The following is a 26,157-nucleotide window of genomic DNA, read 5'->3' as shown; positions in this document are numbered from 1 at the left end:
TAATATTACCGGAGAAAAGAAAGCGAAAAGCTTATCCGCGAACGGTGCTCGCAAAGACACAAAAATATCCAGTTAGGTATAAACGAAAAAACACCACTCGTTCTTAAACGAGTGGTGTTAATCAATAGGGACGGATTATTTAGATCGGCGCTTGTCTAGTACATAACGTACGGCCATTCTTGCAGCGCCCGCACCAATGCCCGAAACTACCGCCCATGTAACGGCCTCTTTAAGATCTGTTTCTTCGCTTGGTCTATCTTTTGGGGCTGGTTCGTTGGTAACCTTTTCCCACGATTTTTGTAAAGTTTTCCTTGTTAACATACCTGCAGATGCAGCGGCGAGCCCTATACCTATCGTCGTAATTAACTGTTTATTACTCATAATGTTCTCCTTTTTATAAATAACAGCAGCGTTATTTATGTGCAACTCTTTAAGTAAGAATATTAATAACAGCAATTTACGTACCGATAGATGTTTGGGTAATAAGCACAGTTATAAAAAAACTCACTCAAAGTTTTAAAAATTTAAGCGTAAAACTTTAAACGTAAAAATTTGGGTGAGATTACGGCAAGAGTCAGAGCGTTTAACTGAAAGGGTATTCGACTCACGCTTAGGAAGTTTATTAAGTTTGTGCTTCAGTTCCTAGTAAGGCGTCAATGTAGGCGAGTTCTTCGCTAAAAATACCGTTCAAAAATGCATTTTGCTCAATTATTACAGCGTCATTAGGTTGGGCTTTGTATTCTTGTTGGCATCTTGCAAGTTCGATGGATAACCATTGGCAGGCGTTGCTAGCTGTGTTTATTGCTATTTTTAAAAATGATGACCATTTTATTTTTTGTAAATTAAAGCGGTAAAGCGCGACAGCAATAACACTATAAGCCTGCTGTTCAGGTGTTGGCATGTTGTTAGTATTTATTGAAGAGCTGTTTAAAAGCTTGGTATTGACCATCGCTTGTTGCAGTGCAGCTTGCTGTGATTGACTTAAAAAGTAGTCTTCGTAATCCATGGGTGGCCTATATCTGCTGATTGCAGGGCAATATAAAAAGGAAATTTAGCACAGCGTTTTACGATTCATGCGCACCTAAAAATGAGCAGTAGTGATAACAAAATTAGACTGACTCTTTACTGAATTAATAAAACACAATTGTAACTGGGTAGGGGTTTGAAGAGGGTAAGCGTCTTTGTTTTAACCTTATTTTTAATGTTAGTTTACTTTAGCAGACTTTTTTTACTTAAGTTTGTTATTGTATACTTTAATTGTGGTTTTAATAGCTGCTTTTACATTTGCATACTTTTTTTCACTTAAGTTTACTACAGTGTACTTTTTTGGTTTTCTATTTACTTTGGTGTATTATAATGTACTTATTGTTATTTTAGTTCGCTTTGGCGAACTTATGATTTAAGAGCTGAGTATAATGAGCAACTTATATAATTTGAAACAACAGGTTTTAACACTCTTAAAAGAAATAGAGCGGATAGAGTCCTTACAATCGAGCGATAGTGAAACCTTTCCTTTATCTGAGTTAAAGCAGCGTGTACATCAATATTGCAAAGAGAATGGCATTACTATAGATACTTTTTGCGAGCTTGCCACTATTAGTAAAGCGACGCTTTATAAAGCATATAACAGTCCAAAGTCGGCCAAGCGATCAACTATTGAATCTATTCTTAGTGTATTAGGAGACTATCAGTTACTGGTAGCAAGATGTAATGGAAATTAATCGTAGGGCGACAGTTTTTGCAAACAGTATCAGGGCAGGAGATCTGATTGAATATAGAGATCAGAGCCTATCGGGTAAAGAAGAATATATTTTTATTTACGATAGAAACTACCTAATTAGTGGCGATCCAATAGGGCATCACTTTCCACTAAAAAGTGAACCATTTAGTTTTGATATTTTGCCTCCATTTTTTACAAACTTATTATCTGAAGGCTGGCTGCGTAAACATCATGCAGAAAAATCAAGGCTAGATAAAAATGATGAATTTGGTTTATTGTGCGCTAATGGTAACGAGTTAATAGGAGCCATTTCCGTTGTTGCAGGCAAAGTAGCTACTTTAACAGGCCGTCAACCGGTTGCCGTTCCTATTCCTGCCTCTAAAACGCTGGAACAACAAGGGGTAACTATTATTGGCTCCCCTGATGACTTTAACGAATACGCTATTGATCATGCCAATGGACAGTCTATATCGGGTGTGCAGCGTAAGCTACTCATGAAGTTAGAAGGTAAACAGCTCATTCCTACTGGATCTGGAGGACAATATATTGTTAAACCAGCGCCAGAAGTTGCTCCTCATCTACCTGAAAACGAGTTTTTTATTATGCAATTAGCTAAAAAAGTTGGCTTTGATGTTGCCGATTGCGGACTTATTCCTTTTGAGTCTGGAGAGCTTGCGTATATAACTAAGCGCTTTGATATTATTGATGAACAGCAGCGTTATTTTATTGAAGATGGGGCGTCGCTATGTCAAGTTCATCCGAAAAACAAAGATAGTGATGCATTGAGTTACGAGAACGTACTATTGAAGTTATCTCGTTGTGCAGGTAACAGTAAAGCCGTCACGCTCAAATTGTTTCTACAAGTTGTATTCAGTCACATTGTCGGTAACAACGATTTGCATTTAAAAAACTTTTCTATGCAGAGGAAACTTCATAAAAGTAATCGCATTATGGACTTAGTTGCACCCATGTACGATATGCTGAGCTTAGCACCTTACTCTACATTTGACAGAGCATGTTTTATGTCTTTTGGGGTACTTGCTATAGAGGAGGGTGACGAAGGTGACTTTAGTGATGCTTATAATATATTTGGATTTTATACTAAAGAAGATTTCGTTCAGCTTGGTGTAAATATAGGCTTACCTAAATTAATGGTTGAAAAGCAGATACAAGTACTTAAAAGTAAAGTGCTTAAGGTAATCGAAGATGGCTTTCGTACGCAGATGCCTGAGCATATATATGAAGCTATTGTTAAACGCATTCGCGAGCGTTGTCGTACGTTAGAGTTGAGCTACCCTTAACTATTATTTTTAATTTTTTTGGTAAACATGGTAATAACCATAAACAAGAGGGTGATAAAAATCTCCCTTTATTTCGCAAGGCGTTTTGTTTTTTGTAGATAGGAGTTTTTTACAAAATTTAGCAACTTTTACTCTAACAATGAAAGGGTTAGTTATGGCTTTTGTCTTATCTTATTGATTTAAATTAATAATTTTTTTGGTTTGAGTTTTGCTTAGTAGTAAGTGTATTTTCTTAAATAAATAAAGGAGTTATTATGAGTACCGTTATTACTGGGTTATTCGAAAGTGCATCACAAGCAACACTCGCAATTTATAGATTAGAAGCTTTAGGTATTAATGAAGCAGATATAAGCATTGTAGCCAACGACTCATACGCAAAGGAAGATTTTGCTGTAGACGAAGGTACTAAAGCTTCTGAAGGCGGCCTTATAGGCGCAGCTTCAGGTGGTATTCTTGCTGCAATTATTGGCGGTTTCACTGCCGTAGGGACTGTAGCAACAGGCGGTACTGGCTTATTAGTTGCCGGACCATTAGTCGCTGCATTTGCTGCTGGTGGCGCAGGCGCTGCAGTAGGTGGTACTTTAGGTGCTGCAATTGGTGCGTTTATCCCTGAGCACGAAATTAAGTATTATGAAGATGCCATTGAAAAAGGCTCTATATTAGTTGGTGTTAAGTACGATAGTGATAATAAAAACGCTATTGAAGAAATACTTAACAACGCAGGCGCAAGTAACGTTTCTACGGCGTAATGCTAGCTAATTAGTTTCAAAATTAATATGAAAGGTGAACTTAGTTTCACCTTTTTTATGCTATTTTTTTGATTAGGCATAAAATCTAACTTTAAGTAGCGCTTACAATTAAGTTATTATTTTAACTGTATTAATACCAAGCCAGAGTACACTTTGAATTATTTAGCTCACCTTTATTTAGCACAACCTACAGCCGATTCTCACTTTGGGAACTTATTGGGCGACTTTGGTGGTAAAAGGCACGTAGAGCAATTGCCAAGTACGGTTATAAATGGGCTCGATAACCACTATTTAGTCGATAAATTTACCGACTCCCACCGCGCAGTAAAACACGCTAAACAGTATTTTTCACCCGAGCATAAGCGCTTTGCGGGTGTGGCTATCGATGTGGTGTTTGATCACTTTTTAATTGTGCATTGGCAACGATTTAGCAAGCAACCTTTAAGTGATTTTAAGTACACCAGTTATCAGCTTTTAAATAACCGCCTAAATGTTATGCCCCCGCGAATGCAGCATGTCGTAACAAGCATGACTAAAAACGATTGGTTTAAAGAGTACGAAACCGTTGAGGGAATAGGGTTAGCACTGGATAACATTGCCAAGCGCATTCGCTTTGCTAACACTTTTGCGGGCGCTGCTGATGATATAGCGCGTAACTACGACGAACTAGAGGCTACTTTTTTAGAATTCTTCCCTGAACTGATTAAGCATGTAAGTGAGTTTGCTCTTGAAAGCACCCCAAAAAATGACATAAAGCGCTTTATTTAATATCTTCATTAATTGTTAACCTTTTGTGATTATTTAATGTAAAAAAAGCGCTACTCTAATACAAATTAATTTTTGAGTGTTTTTAATGAATCGCAATTACTTGGTTATTGTGAGCTTTGCTGTTTTAGCGGCATTTCAATCTGGTGCTGTATTGGCTTTTGACTTTGACCTAAAATCAGTACGAACCACTATTTCAAACCCAAATACTAGCCATGCGTTAATATACGATGACTTGGCTGGTAATCAAAAAACACTGTTTTCGTTAGCGCCCATAAACAACCAACGTGTGGGTGTGTTTTTTGATATTAACGACATTGAAATTGGCTATTCAGCCGATATTTTTGAAGATAATGTTGAAACAAAAACACAAGATGTACTGCTTTCATACAGAAAATTTAAAAACTCTAAAATCACTTTTAACTACCAAACCCTTGAAGGGCTGCAAAGCACGGCTAGCAATTTAAGCGGCAATCAAACGGATAAAATTTTCTCGCAAAATACACGTTCAACTAAGTTTGAGCTATCTGGGCAACACAACTTTTATACCTTCAATAATAAAGAGTCTTTGTTTGAGCATTTTTTTCTTAATAGACCAAAGCTAAGCAGCAAATTTGACGTGGCATTAAGTGTTGTTGGCGCGTGGTCTTTCAAGCATGTATCTCTTGAGGATAAAGATAATATAGTGTTTCAGGCTGACTTTTTAAATTCATCTGCACCACAGGTCACTAAGTTAATTTCTAATTCGTACGGGGCGAGTATTGGCTCGCTTTTATCGTTTTCGTTACCGCATAATGTTCACGTATTTGCTGAATACAAAGTAGGTAAGGGAAATATTCGAAATACAGACCCTGGACTGGGGTTAAAAGATTCGGGCGCCGAAAAAGTTGAGGCCTACGGTGGTGGAATTTCTTGGACTTCCGACAATAAAAAACTTATGGTCGTACTACGTGCATGGGGGCAAACAGGCCGGCATATAGATACTTCTTTTGGTGATTTGTCAGTAATTAAGTTTTTTTAGTATTGAGCACCGAAATAACACATTTAACTGGAATATTATGAGTAAGAATAACGATGTACCTCAGGCTTATGTGAAGCAAGAGGAAGGTTACCGAATAAAAGCTTTAAGACTGTACCCTTGGGTGTGTGGGCGTTGTGCTCGTGAGTTTGAGTACTCTAATTTACGTGAATTAACGGTGCACCATGTTGATCATAACCACAGTAATAACCCTGAGGATGGCAGTAACTGGGAGTTATTGTGTATTTATTGCCACGATAATGAGCACAATAAATATCACGAACATATTATGTATGGCGGGTCGACTACAGAGCGCAAAGTAGGGGCTGCAACGCATTCTCCATTTGCCGATTTAAAAGCAATGCTTAATAAATCAAAGTAATATTAGTTAAATTAAGAGCCTAAACCTAATTTTTATTAATTTAAATGGCATTTTGAGGGTGAACGGTTATAAACCGAAGCAACCTCAAAATTAACTTTAAATTGGTTTTATCAAAGCTCTTTTGCTGTTTTGTCTTTTATGTCAAACCAGTTTGAATCGGCTGAAGTAATAAAGCCAGGTACGTCTTTTAGCCATTGTTTTTGAACCGATTTATCAAGATTTAAATAAAGTTTGTTTTCAACAATTTTGAAAGCCTCTGGATCTACGTCAAACTTTTTCTCCATTGATACACCAAACGCACAAAAGCCACCAAATTGTGGTGCGTACTTTTCTGGGTTAGCTCTAAATAAGTCGCGGTGCTTAGCTGAGCTGAACTTATAAATGGCATTTTTATGTGTTGCAGTATATTCAGAGCTGCCTGTTACCGCTTTGTTTTGGGTAAAGTAAGCAACGGTATCGTAGCCACTAATTGCAATGTCGTTAACGTCTGCATTTGCGTCTATATCTGCTGCAAAGCTTAGTGAACTTGCAAGGACTGATGCTGCAAAAAAAGCTGATTTAGTGAGTGTCGAAAATTTCATGTGTATCTCCAAATAATAATTTAATTAGTGTGTTTGTTTAAAACTCAACTGTACTTTATCGTTATTTTTTGGTTAATATGCGTCTATTAGTCTGTATTTTCATACCAATAATCCAAAGAGGCGTTTATGGATGTGCTTTCGAGTGTTCTGAGTCATTTTTCACTTAACGCTAATGTGTTTTTTAGTGGGAACATGTGCGGTACTAGCGATTTTAGTAACGATCAAGGTGTTGGGCATTTACATTTATTGCGTTCAGGTACGTTAAAAGTGCGCAGTAACAGTGGTTTTGAAGTTGTTTTATCAACGCCTTCGGTGATCTTTTTTCCTCACTCTACAGGGCACTGTTTGTTTTCGGATAAGGACGATGGTGCTGATTTAGTGTGCGCGCAAATTAGCTATCAAAGTGGAGGGCATAGTCCTTTATTACAGGCGTTGCCTTTTTGTTTAAATTACGAATTAACAGGTGATGGATTATTAGATCAAAGCGCTTTTTGGATTTTTGAAGAGGCATTTAAAGACGCCAGCGGTAAGGATTTAATTATAGATCGCTTATGCGATGTGTTTTTAATTAGTGTTTTGCGCAAGGTATTAGAAGAGGGCGCAATTAAAACCGGGATGATGGCAGGGCTTGCCCATCCTCAGTTGGCTAAAGTATTAATAAAAATACACCAAACCCCAGAGCAAAACTGGTCGCTTAGTGTTATGGCTGAGGCGTGTGGCATGTCGCGCTCTAAATTTGCTGACACGTTTAAGCGAATTATAGAGCAAACACCAGCTGACTATTTGGCTGATTGGCGTTTGTCAGTTGCTAAAAAGCTTATTTTAAAAAATCAAAATATGGATTTAGTGGCTAATCAGGTTGGGTACGAAAATGGCTCTGCACTTGCTCGTGTATTTAGAAAAAAAACAGGGCAAGCGCCAAAGGAGTGGTTATTGAGCCAGCAGTAAATTTTTAGTTTCTTTGAGTAAGCTGCATTTTCGAATCTGGTGAAGGTTTTCGTAATATCAAATTAATAGGGTCTTAATTTACCTCAGAATCACGATAAAACCAGTCATGCCCGAGGTTACGACTTGAGTGAACTTCGGGCATTGTTATTTGGATAATCTTGAAATTAAATTTTAATCGCCTTAGTAGGAGTTATTGATAACCCACTAAAATGTTTCATCACTAATTGCCCTTGGCTGTTCTTTTCTATTACTAAGTAATTGTTTGAATTAGGATAGTAAAAGCTATTGTCAGACATGGTAATAAGTTTTATTTTATCGCCGCCAGTGCGCTGTGAGTACAAAGTATTATTTTCAAAAATGAGGCTGCGTAAAGTGTTTTTATCAATTCGGTAATCACCTAATACAGGCGCTAGTTGTTGCGCTGTTATATCGGCTTTTTTAAACTCGGGCAGTACGATACCAAGTGCTTTAGCGATGAGTTTTTCGTTCATAAAAATAGGATTTATGTGGTTGGAATTAGCCAGTACAGCTACATATAGCTTTTGCTCTGGAATATAGCGTGCGTGCGCTAAAAAGCCATTTATTCCACCTGTGTGTTTAATTACAGTGTATTCATTCAAAGGCTTAATAATTAATCCATAACCGTAGGATGAAAAGCTGCCGTCATTTAGTTTAAAAGGGCTGATCATTTTTTCATAACTTGGTTTACTAATTAGCTTGCCAGACGATAACGCACTAAACCAAATATTTAAGTCGGTTGGGGTAGATATAAGCGCCCCTGCGGCATAGGGCCAATCCATGTTAATGTAGCTGGTGTTTATTAAACCTTGCTCTGTTTGCTCATACCCTGATGCGCGGTGGGCAACAAGTTCTTGTCCTTCGTAACTGCTTTGAGTCATCCCTAGTTTTTTAAATATATTTTGTTCAATAAAGTCTTTATAAGATTGCCCACTCGCTACTTCAATTATTTTACCAAGCAGTGAATAACCGGTATTTGAATAAGCCATCGCTTCGCCAGGTTTAAATACCATTGGGTGTTTGGCAAATCTCGTGAGTGTATCGTCAACGCTGGTGGGTACTTGTATTTCTTTATCGAATAGGTCGTCGTCATCTGTGTAGTTGGCTATGCCCGATGTATGGGTTAATAAGTTTTCGATTGTGACGAGGTTGCCCTCAGTAGGAAAGCTTGCAACATATTTATGAATATCATCTGAGGTTGATAACTTACCTTGCTCTTGTAGCATCATAATTGCAGCGGCAGTAAATTGTTTTGAAATAGAACCTAAACGTAAAACGCTTTGCTCATTAAGTGCAATGTTATGCTCAAGGTTGGCAAGCCCGCGCGCTCCTTTAAAAAGTACTTTGCCATTTTTACTTATAATTACCGATACCCCAGGCTCGTTTTCAGTAAGGCTCTCGTTAAGAATTTGCTGATATTGCGAGGCCGTCGGGTTTGCTATTACAAGGCTGGGTGTTAATAGCAAGAGGGCTAACAAACAGCTCGTATAAAATGGCTTAATCATATTCATCCTTTTAGTTTTTATACCAAACCTGTAAATAGGTTTAGCAATCCTTGTGTTTAATAGTGATTTAATATTGCACAGCTAAAAAGTAAACACAATTATCGAATTTTATAGGAGCTCAGTAATAGGTATAATCGCTGCGTTTATTGGTTTTATTATTTTCTTACAAGGAAGTTATTTATATGCCCGATATAACGGCACTTTTATATATTGCTATTATGGCTTTTTATTTTTTACACAAAAACGAAGAAGCCAAAATATTAGTGCCAATAATTGGCTTTGCTGCAATCCCTCTTTTTAGCAACGATTACTGGCTATGGTTTAAGGTAAGCGTAGTGTTAGGAATTTATGTGTTGATGGTAGAAAAAACTAAAGCAGGGTATACCGGTGGTGGGGCTGTTTCTGCATTTGCTGCATTTTTTATGGTGGCTTTTTTAGTCAGTATTTTTATAAAGACCATTTTTTCTTTTTTTATTAATTTTAGTTTTTAAACTTCTATTTTAAAATCTGCTCTGAATACTTAAAGGTAATTTAGCTAATTAGCTAAGTAAGCTGTCTGTTATTAAAAAAGCCGAATCCCATTTTATGGTTCGGCCTTTTTAAGTTTTAGATGAATAACAATGAGAGTTATTGTTTCTTTTCGCTTGGTGCTGGTTGCCCGTAGTTAGGTGAGCGAGGGCCATATAGCAGGCCGTTATATGCATCCGACGATAGTAAGCGTGTTGAAGTCATTGCAGCGATTTCAAAGCCTTTATCAGTGACAGTTTCAGCAATTTGATTAATTGCTGCAATAACAAGCATGCCTACAAGGCCACCACCGCCATTACTTTGTTGTTCAGCTGAAGAGGCTCTTGCTTTGCCTTGCCATAATTGCTCGCCAGTGCGTAAATCAACTAATGAAGCTGACACAGTTACAGCTGTTTCGCTAGAAATGACAACATAGCTAGTACCGTATTCTTCAATAGTGATGTAAAGCGCAGAGTCTGCACCAAAAATCTCATATAATTTATTTGCCGGTACTTGGTGCACGTCGCTTGCAACAGTGAGGCCATTACCTTTAAAGGTTTGATCGACTAAAGCAACCGGAAAAACATAAAAGCCGGACTCAGCTATAGGCGCGACCATTTGAGTCATCACACTGTATGGTGCTATTACTTCAGGTGTATTATTTAGCGGTGGTAAAATAATAACTGAGTGAGGGTCTGCCTGTTTAAATGCTGTGTAGTCGTGTGCTGGTGGAGGTGAAACACAGCCAGCGAGTAATGCGACTAAAGCGATCGCTGTGTATGATTTGAAATTAAGCATATTAAGCGCCTTTAGCAGACTTTAGAAGGAAGTCGATGTAATGAACTGACTCTGGGAAAAGTGATTTCTCAGTTTCGAAGTGAGTAGTACCTAATGAAGGATCACCCGTTTCAAAATACAGCATACCTAGGTGAGCATGTAGGCCAGGTGCAACATTTTTACTTTTGTTTGCGGCATCGGCAATAATTTGTTCAAGCATACTAATTTGCTCTTCGGCTGTTACGTCATCTGCTTTTAAATAGGCGTATACGGCAGTGCTATAGTTGCCGTAATAGTAAATAGGTTCTTTCGTTGAGTTACAACCTGTTAGGGCAATACAAACAAATGCTAAGGTAATTAGCTTTTTCATTACTTGTTGCCCCATTGACCAGCTTCAAGACCCGTAACTAACTTGTTAACTACTTCGCGAATAGCTAAGTCGAGTACTTTGCCATTTAATGTGGCATCGTATGAAGCTGTGCTTCCAAAACCAATAACTTCACGTTCTGATAGGCTGTATTCACCAGCACCTTGCACTGAATAAATAACTTCTGATGTAGTAACATCAACAACATTAAGCGTTACTTTAGCATAAGCAATTTGCGATTTACCTTTACCCAATAACCCAAAAAGTTGGCGATCGCCAATAGCTTTACGGCCAAACTCTGTTACATCACCAGTTACAACAAATTTAGCACCGCTAAGAACTTGTTTTGTACCTGTTAACTTTGCTTCTTCTGCAAGGGCTGCCATATTGTCGCGATCAAGCACACTAAAGCGATTTGTTTGTTGTAAGTGGCTCATTAGTGTTGTTTTTGCTTGGCTGCCTAAACGGTCTTGGCCTGAGGAAAATATACCATTTTGAAAGCTCGAACGGTTTACAAACTGACCTACGACTAGTTTGCTTTTTGTACCTGAGTAGGTTGTGTTATAGCTAGCAACAGTTGGTGTTTCTATTACTTTAGATGATGTTGTAGCACACCCAGCTAAAGACGAAGCTGTAATTGCAGCGATTACAATTGTTTTAATGTGGCTTTGGTTAATTTGCATAAATTTTTGTCCATATAGGTAATTGCAGAAGTTTTATTGATAGGCGCTTGATTTTTATACTTATAAGTCAATTACTTATTTCAAGAGTCCATTCAAGTTACTTTATAAACAAAAGTCGATGTAAATACAATGTTATTTATGTTTTATACAGGTACACATATTGAAAAAGAATAAATCCTTTAAAGTAACAATGCTAATTCATTAGTTTTTAAATTACCCAAAGCCTTTTTCTATAGTTGATATTAAAGAACATTTATTGCGCGCTGAGCTGTTAATTAGTAATTTTATGCGAATTAACCTTAACGTTTAAAACCAATCCGCTGCAACTTGTAGTGGGGTAGGGTCGCCTTTTTTTGATACCCAAAATACTAAGGCTTGCTTTGTTGGCGATATTTTTTTAGCGCGAGGCAGGGTTAAGTCAGTTAATGATAATTGCTGCTTAGTTTGCATGTTACTTTGCTCGTAACCAATAACTACAAAGTCGTGTTTTAACTTATGGCCTGCGTTTTCGCCGCTGTGTATTTGTGTTTCTATACCAAAACCTAACAGAGCTACATGAGCTATTAAGTTTTGTTTGGTATCATCTTCGGAATTAACAGTATTGTATTCGAGGTTAATTTTACTGTTGTTTATAGTCGCTTTTAAATTACCTAAGTAATGGGTTTTAGTTATAGGTATAGCTTGTTCATAAAACCAACCTTGCCACCCGCTACCGTTAACCATAAATCCTGGGGTTGCTACAATCCTACTTTTACCGAGTGCCTTATACGTACGTTGTCTTTTACTAAAAACAGCAGAGGCAAACGGGTCTTTCCATCCTAAATAATCCCAATAAGTAACATGAAAATTAATAGGGATTAAATCAGTCCATAGTTTTTCATCATCTGTAAATTTTGAAATCCACTTTTCAGCTGGTGGGCAGCTACTGCAACCTTGCGATGTGTAAAGTTCTAAAAAGGTAGTGGGATTAGCTGTACTAGAAATAGTTACTTGCTCAGCCGCTTGGCTTTGAAAGCAAAAAATTATTAACCCAACAAGTGAGATAAAAAATGGACGGGATAGTGCTTTAAAAGGCATGTTGCTTCTCGCAAAGGCTGATATTGCATTCAGCTTAAATGATATTTACGAATGAAGTATCACGAAATACTCACAATTAAATCACGTTTTAATTGTATATTTTACTTATTAAAAACTTAATTTGAACACCCGCTCAAGTTGTGTTTTAATCGTTGCTCAATTATTGAGGAACTTTACATGATTAAATTTTATTTTCACCATACTCCTAACCCAATGAAGGTTGCACTCTTTTTAGAAGAAACAGGCTTACCGTTTGAACTTGTTCCTCTTGATACTTTAAAAGGTGAGCAACATACACCTGAATTTAAAGCAATTAATCCAAACGCTAAAGCACCAGCAATTGTTGATGGTGAAACGCGTGTGTTCGATTCGAATGCTATTTTAATGTACCTTTCTGAAAAATATGGAAAGCTAGAAGGCAAGAGCGATGACCGCGCTGAAATGCTGTCGTGGTTAATGTTTATCGCATCTGGTTTAGGTCCGTATTCAGGGCAAAGTGTACACTTTAGACATATGGCACCAGAAGGGCTTGATTACGCGGTTAATCGTTATTTACGTGAAGCGCAGCGCCATTACGAAGTGCTTGATACGCACCTTGAGGGTCGTGACTTTATTGTGGGTGATACATACACAATTGCTGATGTATCTGCATGGGGCTGGATTGATAAAGCACCGGTTGTATTAGGTGAAGAGGGCTTAGCACCGTATCCAAATCTTAAGCGTTGGTTTGAAAGCATTGATAGCCGCCCAGCGGTTGCACGTGCACGCGTAATTGGTACTGATGTAGCCTTTAAAAAAGAGTTTGATGAAGACGCTAAAAAAGCATTTTTCCCTTCAAACTACCCAAAAGTATAAAAAGTACTTAATATAAACAGCAGAGCAGTTAGCTGATCTGCTGTTTAGTATTTTATGGCTGTGTTAACGCCTCTTTATTTTCATCTGCCACGAATAAATTAACTTCCTCGGTGTGCTGGCTTACGCTATTTCTTTTTAGGGCGATGTATAGGTCTGAGTGAATGTATATACCCTCTGTTCCTGACTTCATTCCTGCAATATCAAACCATGAGAGCAGCTGGCGTTTTCTGCCTGCAAGTTCAAGCCTTATATCGCGCTTTTTAAATATAACGTCGAGATCGGCAAGCATGGCCATTACACTTAAATCTAAGTGAGTAAAGCAGGGTACAGCGTCAATTATTACACATTGAGTGTCGTCTTTTTGTCTTGCGTATTGCTCAAGTAATCTGCGTTTAAAGTAGCTGGCATTAAAGTAAGTTAAAGGTGAATTAAAGCGATAGATAAACACGCCTTGCACCGATTTTGCTTTATCTGTGGCGTCTAAACTTCTTACTACACCGTTAACATCTACGCCGAGTATATTGTCGGTTGGGCGCATAACAGTGCGAATAAATTGAAATAACCCCAGTAATACAGCAAGTGTGATCCCTGGTATAACGCCAATAAATAACACCGCAAGTAAGGTGGCTGAGGCGAGATAAAATGCCTGTTTATCTTTTCGTTTTAATTGCCAAACCGCTTTTAAATCGAGTAAATGAACAGAGGCAATAATAAGTACAACACCTAGCGCTGCGCTTGGAATAAATTCAAGTGGGGCTGTTAAAAACACGGCTATGAGCGCAATAATGGCCGCTGCTATTATTGATACTAACTGCGTTTTACCACCTGTTGCATCGTTAACAGCGGTGCGTGAGTCGGCGCCACTGACTGCAAACCCTTGCGAAAGAGCCGACGCAATATTGGCAATACCTAACGCTCTAAATTCTTTATCGGCGTCTATGTCGTAGCCATTTTTAGCTGCAAAGCTGCGGGCAGTTAGCATCATACTTACAAAGCTCACGATGGCTAAGTTAAGTGCGGGTACCACTAACTCACGAATAATCCCTAAATCAAAAACAGGGGTATTAAAAACGGGAAGCCCGCCAGTTACGGTGCCAATGGTTTTTATATCAAGTTGTTTTAAATCAAAAATCCATACCAAAAGCGCACCAAAAGCTATGGCGAACATAGACGCAGGCCACGTGGGTCTTATGCGCTTCATGGCAAAGTAAACCGCCAGTGTAAACAAAGCCATTAGTAAGGTTGGAACATGTGTTTGCGCTAGGTATGTGGGTACACCGCCTAGGCGTTCAAGTAAGTAGCGTTCGTCAAAGGTAAAACCGAATACTTTGGAAAATTGACCCACAATAATAGTGATAGCTACGCCGTTTAGTAATCCCATTAAAATAGGTTTAGATAAAAAGTCGGCTAATACACCTAACTTAAATTTACTGGCTATAAAGCACCAAAAGCCGGTCATAGCGGTCATGGTGACAACAAGTTGCCAATGCTTAAAGCTGTCACCTGCAGCAAGAGGTGTTACTACTGCTGCAATAACGGCGCAGGTGGCGGCATCAGGTCCGACTATTAATTGTTTAGAAGTGCCAAAAAGAGCATATAGCATCATTGGCAGTATGCAAGAATATAACCCTACGGCGGCGTTAACACCGGTTAGTTGTGCGTAAGCAATGGCAACAGGTAAAGCTACCGCAGCTACCGATAGCGCCGCTCTTACATCATCAGCAAACCATTGTCGCTCGTAGTGCAGCAATGTATCTAAACCCGGCATAAAATTATATAAACGCGACAGCACTTCAGTATCCTTGCTAATAGTTACAACGTTTTGATAGTAAATTTAATATTCAAATAAGTATAGCTAGGAGGGAGTGTTTTTTACGTAATATAAAGCCACTTTTTTATAGACGTAAAAAAGCCTGCATAAAAGCAGGCTTTAGCTTTCAGGGAAAATTAAAATTTAGCGCGAATACCAAAGCTATAACGACGATCCGCTTCAGTGTACTTCCAAGCACCACCTAGTTCAGATAGGTAGATTGAAGGTTCACCCGTTAAGTTAGTCGCATTACCTACTAGCGTAATATTTTCGTTAATATCCCAGCTTGCAGAGAAATCTAACTGGCCTCTGTCGTCGCGGTAGTTATTACCGTAAACAGTGCCTTCTGCTGAAATACTGCCATCTGAGTTAATATTTTCTACGCGTTTTTCGTTTTCAGTATCTAAGAAACTGTCACGGTAGTTATAAGCGATACGAGTAGAGAACCCTTCGTATTCCCAAAATACTTGTAAGTTATATGTATTTTTAGAAATATCTAATAGTGGGTTGCCGTTTGGTTGTTCGCTGTCGGCATACGTGTAGTTTGCATTAACACCTAAGCCAGAAAATGCACCAGGTAAACTTGTGAAGAACTGTTGGTAGCCCACTTCAAAACCTTGTACTGAGCCGTTTTCACCATTTACATTTTTAACTGTATCGATACCCGTTAGTCCTGCATCACGCAGACCTGCAACATGGTTAAAGCCATCTGCATCTACTGGGTAGTCAGTCGCATCAGAGTAAACTAGGTTGTCTTGTGAAACACCTGCAACGTCAAGCTGACATACTTGGTTCCATTGAGTTACGTTTTGACCAGTTGAAGTGCTTGAAGAAGCCTGACAGCTGCTTTCGTTACTTAAGAAAGACTCAACATCTTTATAAAATACAGCAAAAGATAGTACGTTACCTTCATCAAAGTAATGCTCTACAGATAAGTCGTATTGTGTTGCGCGGTATGGTTCTAAATCAATAGAGCCTTGCGTTGCGCCTGTAATATCGTTATTAACGTCAAACGCAGGACTTAGCTCGCTAAAGTCAGCGCGACGCATAACTTTTGCAGCAGCAAAGCGGAATAATGTTTCGTCTGAGTAGTTATACGTAACGTTTAAGCTTGGTAAAAAGTCGCTGTAGTCATTGTCGCCAGTTACTTTTTCGCCGTTAAGGAACACGCTTGATTCTAAATCTGTAGTCACATAACGACCACCCACAATCGCAGTGATGTTATCAAAATCTAGGTAAGCCGATACGTACACCGCAGCTGTATCTTCAACCACGTTACGGTATGCACTTTCTTGAAATTCTTGGTTATCTGAAAGGCTACCTGTTGATGCTAGGTTAGTACCTGCAAGTAACTGCTGAAGTTGAGCGTAAGTATTTGCAGGGTTAGATAAACCGTTGTAGCTTAAAAACGTTAGTAGGTCATTTTGTCCCGAATGACCTAATTGGTCAAAAGAGTTGTCGTGGCTAACTGTTGTGAAGCTATTTGAAAAAGCAGCGTTGTAGTCATCAACCCATAAAGTAGCTAATGAACCATCTGAGTCGTTAAATGCATTTTTGTAAATGTCTTTAATTTCTACTTTGTATTGCTCATATTCGTAATCGCGGTTAGTAACACGGACACCTGCTTTTACTTTAGATACCCAGCTTAAGCTGCTGAGAGGTTCAAACATTTCAACATCAAAACGAATAGCTGTTTCGTCATTGTCTGTTCTTCTATCTTCACTTTTAAACGTACGAAGTGCTAAGTTTTGTGGGTCAGTAAATGCATTTGGATCTGAATGAATGATGCTAGGTAATTTATTACCATCTTGAGAAAATGCACCATCATATAAATGATTTACTAGATCAACGCCGCCACTTGCTTCGAATGTTGATTTTTCGATTGGGCGAAGTGTAAATTCAGAATCAGGTCTTACGCTTTCTGATGATGCTACTGCAATTTCACCAGAGATTTTTATGCTATCAGTAAGGTTCCACTCTGCACCAAGTGCGTTTGAAAACGAGTCAGTTTCACGAAAGTCACTGTATGTTTTAGGGATACCAAATTCGTTTGTTAGCGTGTAATTATTTACGCCGTTAGCATCTTGAGTTGTATTTGCATCTGTTGATAGTGAACCTGCAACACCTAATATAGAGTTACCACTTTGCTCACCAGAGCGTTTAGTGCCACTTAAATCTAGATACACCATGCCATTGCCAGATTGCGGTGCCCACTGAAGTGATAAATTTACAGCAGTACGTTTACGTTGTTCTACATATTGCTCAACACTGTGCTCGTCTCGTACGATAGCGTTGCCACTTGGTGTATTACCTTCTTGGCCATTAATATCAATGTCTTGGGGTTTAACACGGCTAGACGTTTCATCTTGACGAATTTCACGATCTTGATACGAAAACATAGCAATGGCACCAAAGGTACCCATTTCGTCAAAGTCCCAGTTGTTACCAAGTGAACCGCTAAAAATAGGCGCTACTTTTTCTGTTTTATCTGCATATTCACCATCTAATGAAACTGCGCCAGTTAGTTTATCTAACTCTAATGGGCGAACTGTTTTTAAGCTAACTGTTCCGCCTAATGCACCTTCAATCATATCGGCAGTAGGAGACTTAACTACTTCTACTGTTTTTAAGAAGCTTGATGGGTAATCTTGTAAGCTAATACCGTCACGAGAGTCACCAATAGTAGAACGACCGTTTAATTCAACACGGTTCTGAGGTAAGCCACGAATCGAAACACTGTCACCCACACCAAAATCGGTATTAATAGATACACCAGTAATACGTTGCAGTGCTTCTGCAATATTATTATCAGGTAACTTACCAATGTCTTCAGCAACAATCGCATCTACAATACGTCCGTCAGTACGTTTAAGCATAGCGGCGGCTTTCATACTACCTAGCATGCCTTTTACTTCAATAACTTCAATATCTGCAGCTGCCGGAGCCTCTTGCGCTGCAATAGTAGAAGAAGCCATTAATAAAAGGGCTGCTGCACTGATTGTTGTAGAGCTACTTCTTTTATGTTTATTAATTAATGTTGAAGTAATTTGATTGAGTTTCATGTATCTCTCCCGTTTGGGTACGACTTACGTCATTGTGTGTGTTGTTACTTGGCTTGGTTAACCAATTTAACTGCTATTTCCCTGTGGTGTGTCATACAGGTGGTATGGTTGAAATTAGTCCAATTCAGCTTTTATTACAACCTTTGTTTACCAAAAATTCACAAAGTGTATTACAAAATATTCTTTTATTTTGCTTATACTTAATAAATTTAATGGCTTATGATGTGTTTTTATTTTTAATATTTTGAATGAATTTTATTAAAGTATGCTTACCAAAGGCGCTTTTTTATATTTTTTGTACTATTTAACCTAGATTTAGATGCTATTTTGAGCTTTTGTGATGTGATTTTATACGTGTTTAGTTTGCTTTTTAAGTGATGTTAAAATAATGAGGTATTCATTAAAGGTTGGGTATGGCTTATAAATTTGCGAAATAGTGAGGAGTGTAAAATCATTCAATTTTATTTTGGTTATTTGTTTTGGTAATACCAATTTTCTATTGTTTTTATATGAATTTTGTATTAGAGCTTACTGATACATATCTATATATTATTATAAATAGAGTGATTTTTACGCAAAAAAAAGCCCAGCATATTAATGCTGGGCTTTCTTAAATTAAATATATTAGCTTTTTAACTCGCCTGTAGATGATTCTAAATGGGCTCGAATAAACCACTGAAATTGCTCTAGATCAGCCAGTTGGCTGGTGATCATATCTTCAGACACTGGATCTAGTTCAGAAAGAGTCTCAATTGCTTTGCGGTGATCGCCATTAACGCCGTTGTATACTTTATCAAGTGCGGCTAAATGCTCGGTTACTAACCCTTTACCTACTGAGTATTCGCTCCAAGTACGACGATCTACAATTGATTTAGGCGTACCAACGGGTACTCCACCAAGAGTCGCAATTCGCTCTGCAATTGTATCTGTCATTTCGCGCACAATGTCTACCTGTGGGTCTATCATTTCGTGTACGCCAATAAAGTTAGGTCCCACTACATTCCAGTGAATATGCTTTAAAGTAAGCTGTAAATCTATCAATGCAACCATGCGGTTATCTAGCGTAGCTATTGTTTTTTGAGCTGATTCGTCACTCATACCTGGCGCGGTAAATTTAGTTGTTTTGTTTGATTCGTTATTGTTACTCATAATTTCTCCTACTTAAGTAATGTGTTGCTCATATAATATGTTGCGTTATGAGCATGACTTAAACTTAATGAAGCAACTGTTATGCCGTAAGTTGATTGTTTTTAAAATCTGTTTAAAAACATGGGGTTATGTTTTTATTTAAGATTTTAGAGGCTGGAGGGATGATTGAATTTTTGAAAAGCCTGCATACATTTGTAAAATCTGCAGACTTTAATTTAATAACGCTTAAGTGTATTTAAACTTTGGCTATATATTCGTGCGCTTTTAAAACATCGAGCGGCACTATTTCTAATGATTTTTTATTTGTGGCTTCAAGTACCACTGGTGGCGCTACGCTCGCTGCAATAGCATGAAGCCATCTTACTGCACACAAGCACCATTTATCACCGGCTTTTAAACCTTCAAAATCGTAAAGGGGGTTTGGGCTTATTAAGTCGTTACCTTGTGATTTTGAAAACTGTAAAAACTCATCAGTCATAATTGCACACACACTGTGATTGCCAAGATCTGATTCTGGTACATAACAAAATCCTTCACGTGTGTAGCCACCATTACCGCAACATAGTTTTAAACGTGTGCCAAGTACATTAAATTGATTCGCCATGAAATACCTTAATTTGTGGTGTTTAATAAATTTACTCTATCAGGAGTAACTCGCTTGAGATAGCTATAAAACTTAAAAGAGGGAAGGGGGTCTACACAAACTTAAGCCCGCAGCAAAATTGCGGGCTTAGTATTATTTATTTAATACGCAGTGCCATACAATCGCTATGGCCGTTTATGATCATGCTTTTATCAACACGTACGCCACCACCAGAGTATTTTCCGGCGGCTGTAAAACTACATATTTGTACAAAGTAGTCATCTACTTTAGGCAGTGCAAATAGTTGTTGGTATATTTGGTCTTGCTCGGCAAAGTGCCCCATTGTTTTTTCTATAACTTGCTGCTGTTCATCAACAAGTTGAATATTAGCACCACAACGTCCTACTATTGGTTTAACTACATAACCGGTTTGTAATAACTCGTCGTTAAGTTCAAACGCGGTATTAAGTAAATATTTATGATTAGGGAATAAACTCCACAGTATTGGTAAAATAGCCTTGTTACTTGGGATCAATGTCCACAGCGGTTCAAATACCATGACGTTTTTACGCAGCAGTACATCGACTAAGCGTGGCGTTTCACCAATTTTGAATTGTGGTTCAAAGTTATCACCTAATGATTGGTCGGCTTCACATTCTTCACGAATTTGATCAAGTGCGGTTTCCCACGACCACGTTTTCCACACGTAACTCAGTTGTGCGCCGTCTTCATCTACTATGTTGCCTGATTCATTCCAGCGAAGTGTGCTTAAGCCAATTACTAACTTACACTCAAAGCCCGCGGCTTCAATGGCTTCTTTCATAAATAATGCGTGGTAATGCTCTTCTGGTTCATCATCTTGCAGAATATGAACAAGACCTTTCACCTCACTTTTACGCCATGCTTTTACGAGATCTTTAAATAAATTTTGGCCTGCATCTACACCTGTTTTAACACCAAAGTGTTTTGCCCATTTACCCTGAACTTTGCCGCTTTCCATGTAACACGATGCCGAATCGCAATTGTATTCGTAAACTTTTAAACCGGCTGCTGTTAAAGCAAAGTCAAGCCGACTGGTAATTAATTGGTTTAAGCGGTTATCCCACGATTGGCGAATTTTATTAATCACAACATCGGGTAAATTAAACTTTTTTAATAACTCAGGGTGCTGCAGTACATAGTCGGTTGCATGCATAAATAAGCCATGCAGCTCATTTGTTGCATGCTCAATGCTTTGCTGCGCCGTTTGAGATATCGCAAAGTAATTATGTTGATCCGCAGCTACTGATGTAAGTTTATGGCCTTGCATCATTTCTACGTAGGCAGCTTCATCGTCATTCGCAATATTTAACCATGACTTGTTTGCTTGGCCTGTATCTACTGCTTTATGGGCTTCTATAATAAATAAATCAGTGTTTAGCTCAGACGTTGGCTCAGCATATTCTGTTTCATCAGTTTGTGTCATCCAGCCTAAAATAGTGGCGTCGCTGTAAGAGCACTCAATCCAATAGTCGCCATCTTTAGTTACTTTTGCTTTTAGTTCACGGCACCAGCTTTGATCTTTTGGCCATATTTGATGTCCTACATTTTGCTCAGCAAGGCGTATTTTATCTTCGTGCACTTCAACAACGACAGCAACATGGCCTGTTTCTTCAAACTCGCCGCCTTCCTCCCAAATAAGTAAACTACCTACTTGCGGATGATGTTTAGCACCATTTTTAAACGCGTTTAGTGGCAGTCTGTTTTGGCTATTTACATCGCGCACAGAACGCAGCTCAAAAATATCGTAAGCCATAGCAATATCATCAAAAATATAACTATGGTTGAGATACATCCATCGCCGTGCAAACTCAACACATTGCCATTTATAGCCCATGTAAATGCCATCAAGGTAACTACGGTAGGCGCTACGATTAGGATAAATACTTTCGTCAGCCGTATCATAATCAGATGAGTAAACAGCAACATTACCAGGTGCATAACCTAATAAGGTACCAAAATCACTAGCAGGAGCAGAAGATTTCATAAACAAAGATGTTCAAAATAAAGGTGTGATAATTTGCTGACTATATGAGCGAAACTGCGTTATAGCAAGATATAAAATATGTTTTTACGAAGGGGGATAAGTAAAAAATCACTCATTCATTAAAGAGTGAAAATACGGGAGAGTACTTTTACTAAGAATGTTAGGCTTGGTGCTTATTTTACTTGTAACTAGTTGAAATTTATTGATATTTTTGATGTGATTGTTACTGTTTAAATCTCAATTAAAAAATGGAGAAGCTATAGGTAACTTCTCCACTTTTATTATTCATATTTAGTGATTTTTATAATATGTAAAGCAGGTTAACGCGCTGCTAAATCATTTCAGCATCTATATGGCGTATTAGGTTTGATACCCAATTAACATATTGGCGGTGAATTTTTTTGCCGTTGTAGTTTAAGTTAATAGAGTCTTTATAGTTGATTGAGTATGCCGTTTTGTTATACGCAATATCGATAGTTAATTGGTGTGTGCGAATATCCAGTACACCTTTTATTTTACCTTCACTCATAGGCGTACACTTCCAACCAAGCTGAATACATGCCTTTAGAATGCCTTTTTCTACGTCAGCTTCACTGTTGGTAATTGTTGATGTTTGTGGAATAGGGTTTTGTTCAAAGTCTCTTACTGCAACAGATGTTGAACAACCAGCAAGTACAGTAAGTGTTGCCGCTGTAAGTAAAATTGAGTACTTTTTCATAATAATCCTTTGTTTTAATTTCATCCAATTGTGTTGTCTCGCCAATATATGCGCGCTTAGGTGAGATTATCGGTAAATTTATAGATGAGTGCCAGCAGTAATTAGAAAATTAAGAGAGTTAACCGAGATTTATCTCGGGTATTAGCTTTATTTATGAACAAGTTAAAGTTGAATTATTTAAGCTGTAGACCAAGGGTTAAAGCAAAATTATGTGTTGAAAGATTTACGTGAGCGATGACATGTTTTGAGGGAACGCTCTTTCTTTATGTTTTAAATTACTCCTATAGTCGTACTTTAGTTAATTTTTTGTTAAACTATTGCGCTTAGTATGGATTGAAGTCAGTTAAAAGTTTTTAAAACAGGAAAAACAATGGAAGACATAATAAACAACATTGATATAAATCAATATTTACCCGCTGCAATTACGTGGGCAACCAACATATTACTAGCGATTGCAATCTTACTTGCGGGCTTATGGCTGGCAGGCAAAGTACGCAATTTAATTATTGGCTTATGCCATAAATACACTCATCTTGATGATACGCTTTTTCGCTTTTTAGGCAGTATGGCTCGCTACATCATATTAGCGTTCGTTATTATTGCTGTGTTAAATCGCTTTGGTGTACAAACGGCCTCTATTATTGCTTTGCTAGGTGCTGCGGGACTTGCTATAGGCTTGGCGTTACAAGGTGCAATGTCGAACCTTGCCGCAGGCGTTATGCTACTTGTTTTCAGACCTTATAAAGTGAATGACTTTATTGAGGCCGCAGGGCGTTTTGGTAAAGTAACAGAAGTAGATATGTTTACTACTATTTTACAAACGTTCGATAACCAACAGGTTATTATTCCAAATAGTCAAATTTGGGGCGCGCAAATTATAAACCATTCACATCATCCAATTCGTGGTGTGGATATGCATTTTGGTGTTGCTTACGGTGAAGATACAACGGCTGTACGTAAAGTTATAGATGCCGTACTTGCAGCGCACCCACACATACTAAAAGATCCAGCTCCTTTTGTTGAAGTAGAAACTCTTAACAACAGCTCAGTAGACTTTTTAGTAAGACCTTTTTGTAAGGGCGAGCATTACTTCGATATTCTTTACACGGTGCCAGAGTTAATTAAAAAAGCACTGGATGAAAACAACATCGAAATACCTTTCCCACATCGTAAAGTTATTTTAGTTAACGAAAGCAAAGATTAACTAAATTTAAAACGATTTAAACCTAAGGGCACTTTTAAGTGCTCTTTTTTTGTGTGAAAAAGTTACATACCTGTGTAACCTTTTCTTTTATAAACCACTTCAAATACTACATTGTTATCTGTACAGCCCTTTTTTACTAGGTTGGATGGCTGGTCTTTATTTTGCATTTGCATAGTCGCTTTTAGCTTTAAAGCTCATAAAAACTATTGACCCATTAAATCAAACTGTATGAAGGACTAAACATGGCTGAATCATTTAAATACTCAGGTAATAAAGGGCATGGCGGTGAATTGCATCAAAAAGCGTCGGATGAACACCCTACCATGACCACCGCGCAGGGCTGCCCTGTAAGTGACGATCAAAACTCATTACGTGCAGGAAAGCGTGGCCCAGGATTATTAGAAGATCACATAATGCGCGAGAAGATCTTTCACTTTGATCACGAACGCATTCCTGAGCGAGTAGTGCATGCACGAGGTTACGGGGCACATGGGTACTTTGAAAATTACGACACGCTTGAAGATTTAACCTGTGCAGATATTTTTCAGCGAAAAGGTGAAAAAACCCCAGTATTTACTCGTTTCTCTACAGTTGCAGGTAATAAAGGGTCTCCAGATTTAGCACGTGATGTACGTGGTTTTGCGGTAAAATTTTATACCCAAGAAGGAAACTGGGATTTAGTGGGAAACAATATACCGGTTTTCTTTATTCAAGATGCGATGAAGTTTCCAGACTTAGTTCATTCAGCTAAAGCCGAGCCCGACCGAGGTTTTCCGCAAGCGCAAACAGCACATGATAACTTTTGGGATTTTGTGAGCTTATCGCCTGAGTCAATGCACATGGTTATGTGGGCAATGTCTGATAGAGCTATTCCGCGCTCTTTACGCTTTATGGAAGGTTTTGGTGTTCATACCTTTAAATTTATTAATGCCAAAGGTGAAGAGAAATTTGTTAAATTTCATTGGAAACCAAAAGGCGGCATGCAATCTGTAGTATGGAACGAAGCACTTAAGCTAAATGGCGCAGACCCTGATTTTCATCGCAGAGATATGTGGGAATCTATTGGTAATGGCGACTTCCCTGAGTGGGAGCTAGGTGTACAGGTGTTTGATCAGCAATTTGCTGATGAATTTGAATTTGATGTATTCGATGCCACTAAGCTTATACCTGAAGAGCAAGTACCAGTGCAAATTGTTGGCCGTATGGTGCTTGACCGTGTTGTAGACAACTTTTTTGCAGAAACAGAGCAAGTAGCATTTTGTACTCAAAACATTGTACCGGGGCTCGACTTTACACCCGACCCGCTACTGCAAGGTCGTAACTTTTCATACTTAGATACTCAAACTAAGCGTTTAGGTGGTCCTAACTTTACGCATATTCCGGTCAATGCGCCTAAATGTCCAATGCGTCATTTTCAGCAAGATGGCCACATGGCAATGCACAATCCAAAAGGGCGTGTTAATTATGAGCCAAACTCATGGAGCGGCGACGAAAACAACCCGCGCGAATGCCCAGTACATGGCTTTAAAAGCTCAAAGGAACCTGAAGTAAGCGGCGGTGATAAACTGCGTTATCGCTCAGAAACATTCAGCGATCATTACAGTCAAGCCCGTCAATTTTATTTAAGTCAAACAGAGGTAGAGCAGGCGCATATTCAATCTGCGTACGTGTTTGAGCTGTCTAAAGTTGAGCATTTACCAATACGAGAACGTTTGGTATCGCACTTGTTAAATATTGACGAAACCCTCTCAGATAAAGTTGCCGAAGGACTTGGCTTGCAAGAAATGCCAGACCCAGCTGAAGCTGCTATGCCAACACGTAAAGACTTACCTGTATCTGATGCGTTAAGTATTTTGAAAAATGCGCCCAACACCTTCAAAGGCCGTAAATTAGGTATTTTAGTAAGTGATGGCTTTAATGCAGACATCTTTGAATCGGTTACCAATGCACTTAAAAGTGAAGGCGCAAACTCTGAAATTATTGCCCCACAAGTTGGCGGTGCTAAATGCAGTAAAGGTAAGCACTTTAAAGCTGATCAGGTTATTAATGGTGGTCCATCGGTTTTATACGATGCGGTACTTGTACTCACCACTGAAGAGGGAGCCGAAAAACTAGCTGCTATTGCAGAAGCTAAAGACTTTGTAAGTGATGCGTATGCACATATGAAATACATTGGCTACACACAAGAGGCTAAGCCTTTATTTAAAGCCGCAGGGCTCGATGACAAAGCAGATGATGGTTGGATTGATTTAGAGGCACACTCTGCCGATAAATTTATAAATACATTACGTAATTTAAGATATTGGAAACGTTAGTAAGCTCAATAATTAAAAAACCACAGCATGTAATTGT

Annotated in this window: 25 protein-coding genes; 11 read left to right on the top strand and 14 right to left on the bottom strand. The window is 38.4% G+C overall.

The window, feature by feature from the left end:
* Window positions 1-135 precede the first annotated feature (135 nt).
* Together I6F40_RS05080 and I6F40_RS05075 are read right to left on the bottom strand one after the other, a co-directional pair.
* Window positions 136-381: a DUF4235 domain-containing protein gene (locus I6F40_RS05080; protein WP_024593336.1), complete on the bottom strand. Its 246-nt coding sequence runs from the start codon at window positions 379-381 to the stop codon at window positions 136-138.
* Window positions 382-622: 241 nt separating this feature from the next.
* Entirely contained in the window at window positions 623-1,006 is a 384-nt protein-coding gene (locus I6F40_RS05075; RefSeq protein ID WP_166377971.1) for a hypothetical protein, read from the bottom strand.
* A 409-nt stretch (window positions 1,007-1,415) separates the two neighbouring features.
* Between I6F40_RS05075 and I6F40_RS05070 the strand changes: the two genes are divergently transcribed.
* The 6 genes from I6F40_RS05070 (at window position 1,416) to I6F40_RS05045 (ending at window position 5,935) form a co-directional block, all read left to right on the top strand.
* Complete coding sequence (locus I6F40_RS05070) at window positions 1,416-1,721, top strand: helix-turn-helix domain-containing protein (RefSeq protein WP_166377973.1); 306 nt, start codon at window positions 1,416-1,418, stop codon at window positions 1,719-1,721.
* Window positions 1,711-3,021: a type II toxin-antitoxin system HipA family toxin gene (locus tag I6F40_RS05065; protein WP_166377975.1), complete on the top strand. Its 1,311-nt coding sequence runs from the start codon at window positions 1,711-1,713 to the stop codon at window positions 3,019-3,021. Before I6F40_RS05070 ends, I6F40_RS05065 begins: the two co-directional genes overlap by 11 nt.
* A 254-nt stretch (window positions 3,022-3,275) precedes the next feature.
* Window positions 3,276-3,770, top strand: a complete 495-nt coding sequence (locus I6F40_RS05060; RefSeq protein ID WP_166377977.1) for a hypothetical protein — start codon at window positions 3,276-3,278, stop codon at window positions 3,768-3,770.
* A 153-nt stretch (window positions 3,771-3,923) separates the two neighbouring features.
* Window positions 3,924-4,538, top strand: coding sequence for an acyl carrier protein phosphodiesterase (locus I6F40_RS05055; protein ID WP_166377979.1), 615 nt, complete (start codon window positions 3,924-3,926; stop codon window positions 4,536-4,538).
* Between the two features lie 85 nt (window positions 4,539-4,623).
* Complete coding sequence (locus I6F40_RS05050; RefSeq protein WP_166377981.1) at window positions 4,624-5,556, top strand: hypothetical protein; 933 nt, start codon at window positions 4,624-4,626, stop codon at window positions 5,554-5,556.
* Window positions 5,557-5,593: 37 nt separating this feature from the next.
* Window positions 5,594-5,935, top strand: a complete 342-nt coding sequence (locus tag I6F40_RS05045; protein ID WP_166377983.1) for a YajD family HNH nuclease — start codon at window positions 5,594-5,596, stop codon at window positions 5,933-5,935.
* Window positions 5,936-6,045: 110 nt separating this feature from the next.
* Here the strand turns inward: I6F40_RS05045 and I6F40_RS05040 are convergent, their stop codons facing one another.
* Window positions 6,046-6,516 (bottom strand): YHS domain-containing (seleno)protein, encoded by a 471-nt coding sequence (locus I6F40_RS05040; protein WP_008165251.1) that lies wholly within the window; start codon window positions 6,514-6,516, stop codon window positions 6,046-6,048.
* Window positions 6,517-6,642: 126 nt separating this feature from the next.
* Between I6F40_RS05040 and I6F40_RS05035 the strand changes: the two genes are divergently transcribed.
* Complete coding sequence (locus tag I6F40_RS05035; RefSeq protein ID WP_166377985.1) at window positions 6,643-7,464, top strand: AraC family transcriptional regulator; 822 nt, start codon at window positions 6,643-6,645, stop codon at window positions 7,462-7,464.
* Between the two features lie 164 nt (window positions 7,465-7,628).
* Here the strand turns inward: I6F40_RS05035 and I6F40_RS05030 are convergent, their stop codons facing one another.
* Complete coding sequence (locus I6F40_RS05030; RefSeq protein WP_166377987.1) at window positions 7,629-8,987, bottom strand: serine hydrolase domain-containing protein; 1,359 nt, start codon at window positions 8,985-8,987, stop codon at window positions 7,629-7,631.
* Window positions 8,988-9,169: 182 nt separating this feature from the next.
* On the opposite strand from I6F40_RS05030, the gene I6F40_RS05025 reads away from it, so the two are divergent.
* Complete coding sequence (locus I6F40_RS05025) at window positions 9,170-9,478, top strand: hypothetical protein (protein ID WP_166377989.1); 309 nt, start codon at window positions 9,170-9,172, stop codon at window positions 9,476-9,478.
* 136 nt (window positions 9,479-9,614) lie between these two features.
* Here the strand turns inward: I6F40_RS05025 and I6F40_RS05020 are convergent, their stop codons facing one another.
* The 4 genes from I6F40_RS05020 to I6F40_RS05005 form a co-directional block, all read right to left on the bottom strand.
* On the bottom strand, window positions 9,615-10,292 hold the full coding sequence (locus I6F40_RS05020; protein ID WP_166377991.1) for a DUF799 domain-containing protein: 678 nt from the start codon (window positions 10,290-10,292) through the stop codon (window positions 9,615-9,617).
* A 1-nt stretch (window position 10,293) separates the two neighbouring features.
* Window positions 10,294-10,641, bottom strand: coding sequence for a DUF4810 domain-containing protein (locus I6F40_RS05015; RefSeq protein WP_166377993.1), 348 nt, complete (start codon window positions 10,639-10,641; stop codon window positions 10,294-10,296).
* Window positions 10,641-11,321, bottom strand: coding sequence for a CsgG/HfaB family protein (locus I6F40_RS05010; RefSeq protein ID WP_166377995.1), 681 nt, complete (start codon window positions 11,319-11,321; stop codon window positions 10,641-10,643). Before I6F40_RS05010 ends, I6F40_RS05015 begins: the two co-directional genes overlap by 1 nt.
* Window positions 11,322-11,627: 306 nt before the next feature.
* Complete coding sequence (locus I6F40_RS05005) at window positions 11,628-12,398, bottom strand: DUF1223 domain-containing protein (RefSeq protein WP_166377997.1); 771 nt, start codon at window positions 12,396-12,398, stop codon at window positions 11,628-11,630.
* Between the two features lie 177 nt (window positions 12,399-12,575).
* Here I6F40_RS05005 and I6F40_RS05000 point away from each other — a divergent pair, with 177 nt between their 5' ends.
* On the top strand, window positions 12,576-13,253 hold the full coding sequence (locus I6F40_RS05000) for a glutathione S-transferase family protein (protein WP_024590248.1): 678 nt from the start codon (window positions 12,576-12,578) through the stop codon (window positions 13,251-13,253).
* 52 nt (window positions 13,254-13,305) lie between these two features.
* Here the strand turns inward: I6F40_RS05000 and I6F40_RS04995 are convergent, their stop codons facing one another.
* The 6 genes from I6F40_RS04995 to I6F40_RS04970 all read right to left on the bottom strand — a co-directional run bounded on the left by I6F40_RS04995 (window position 13,306) and on the right by I6F40_RS04970 (window position 22,601).
* Window positions 13,306-15,045: a SulP family inorganic anion transporter gene (locus I6F40_RS04995; RefSeq protein WP_197192578.1), complete on the bottom strand. Its 1,740-nt coding sequence runs from the start codon at window positions 15,043-15,045 to the stop codon at window positions 13,306-13,308.
* Between the two features lie 155 nt (window positions 15,046-15,200).
* Window positions 15,201-18,125, bottom strand: coding sequence for a TonB-dependent receptor (locus I6F40_RS04990; protein ID WP_197192577.1), 2,925 nt, complete (start codon window positions 18,123-18,125; stop codon window positions 15,201-15,203).
* A gap of 624 nt (window positions 18,126-18,749) precedes the next feature.
* The gene (gene dps, locus I6F40_RS04985; RefSeq protein WP_166378003.1) at window positions 18,750-19,274 is read right to left on the bottom strand and encodes a DNA starvation/stationary phase protection protein Dps; all 525 of its coding nucleotides are present in this window, start codon (window positions 19,272-19,274) and stop codon (window positions 18,750-18,752) included.
* Between the two features lie 235 nt (window positions 19,275-19,509).
* A complete protein-coding gene (locus I6F40_RS04980; RefSeq protein ID WP_165727644.1) occupies window positions 19,510-19,878 on the bottom strand; it encodes a DUF2237 family protein in 369 nt (122 codons plus the stop codon).
* Between the two features lie 136 nt (window positions 19,879-20,014).
* The gene (gss, locus tag I6F40_RS04975; RefSeq protein ID WP_197192576.1) at window positions 20,015-21,883 is read right to left on the bottom strand and encodes a bifunctional glutathionylspermidine amidase/synthase; all 1,869 of its coding nucleotides are present in this window, start codon (window positions 21,881-21,883) and stop codon (window positions 20,015-20,017) included.
* A 331-nt stretch (window positions 21,884-22,214) separates the two neighbouring features.
* Window positions 22,215-22,601: a hypothetical protein gene (locus I6F40_RS04970; RefSeq protein WP_165741090.1), complete on the bottom strand. Its 387-nt coding sequence runs from the start codon at window positions 22,599-22,601 to the stop codon at window positions 22,215-22,217.
* A 370-nt stretch (window positions 22,602-22,971) separates the two neighbouring features.
* Here I6F40_RS04970 and I6F40_RS04965 point away from each other — a divergent pair, with 370 nt between their 5' ends.
* Window positions 22,972-23,805: a mechanosensitive ion channel family protein gene (locus tag I6F40_RS04965; RefSeq protein ID WP_010553100.1), complete on the top strand. Its 834-nt coding sequence runs from the start codon at window positions 22,972-22,974 to the stop codon at window positions 23,803-23,805.
* A gap of 242 nt (window positions 23,806-24,047) precedes the next feature.
* The gene (locus I6F40_RS04960; protein ID WP_165727642.1) at window positions 24,048-26,120 is read left to right on the top strand and encodes a catalase; all 2,073 of its coding nucleotides are present in this window, start codon (window positions 24,048-24,050) and stop codon (window positions 26,118-26,120) included.
* Window positions 26,121-26,157: the final 37 nt, after the last annotated feature.

It is taken from the genome of Pseudoalteromonas sp. SWXJ133, from assembly GCF_015864365.1.
GTDB lineage: Bacteria > Pseudomonadota > Gammaproteobacteria > Enterobacterales > Alteromonadaceae > Pseudoalteromonas > Pseudoalteromonas arctica.
This window is presented reverse-complemented; position numbering and strand designations above follow the sequence as displayed.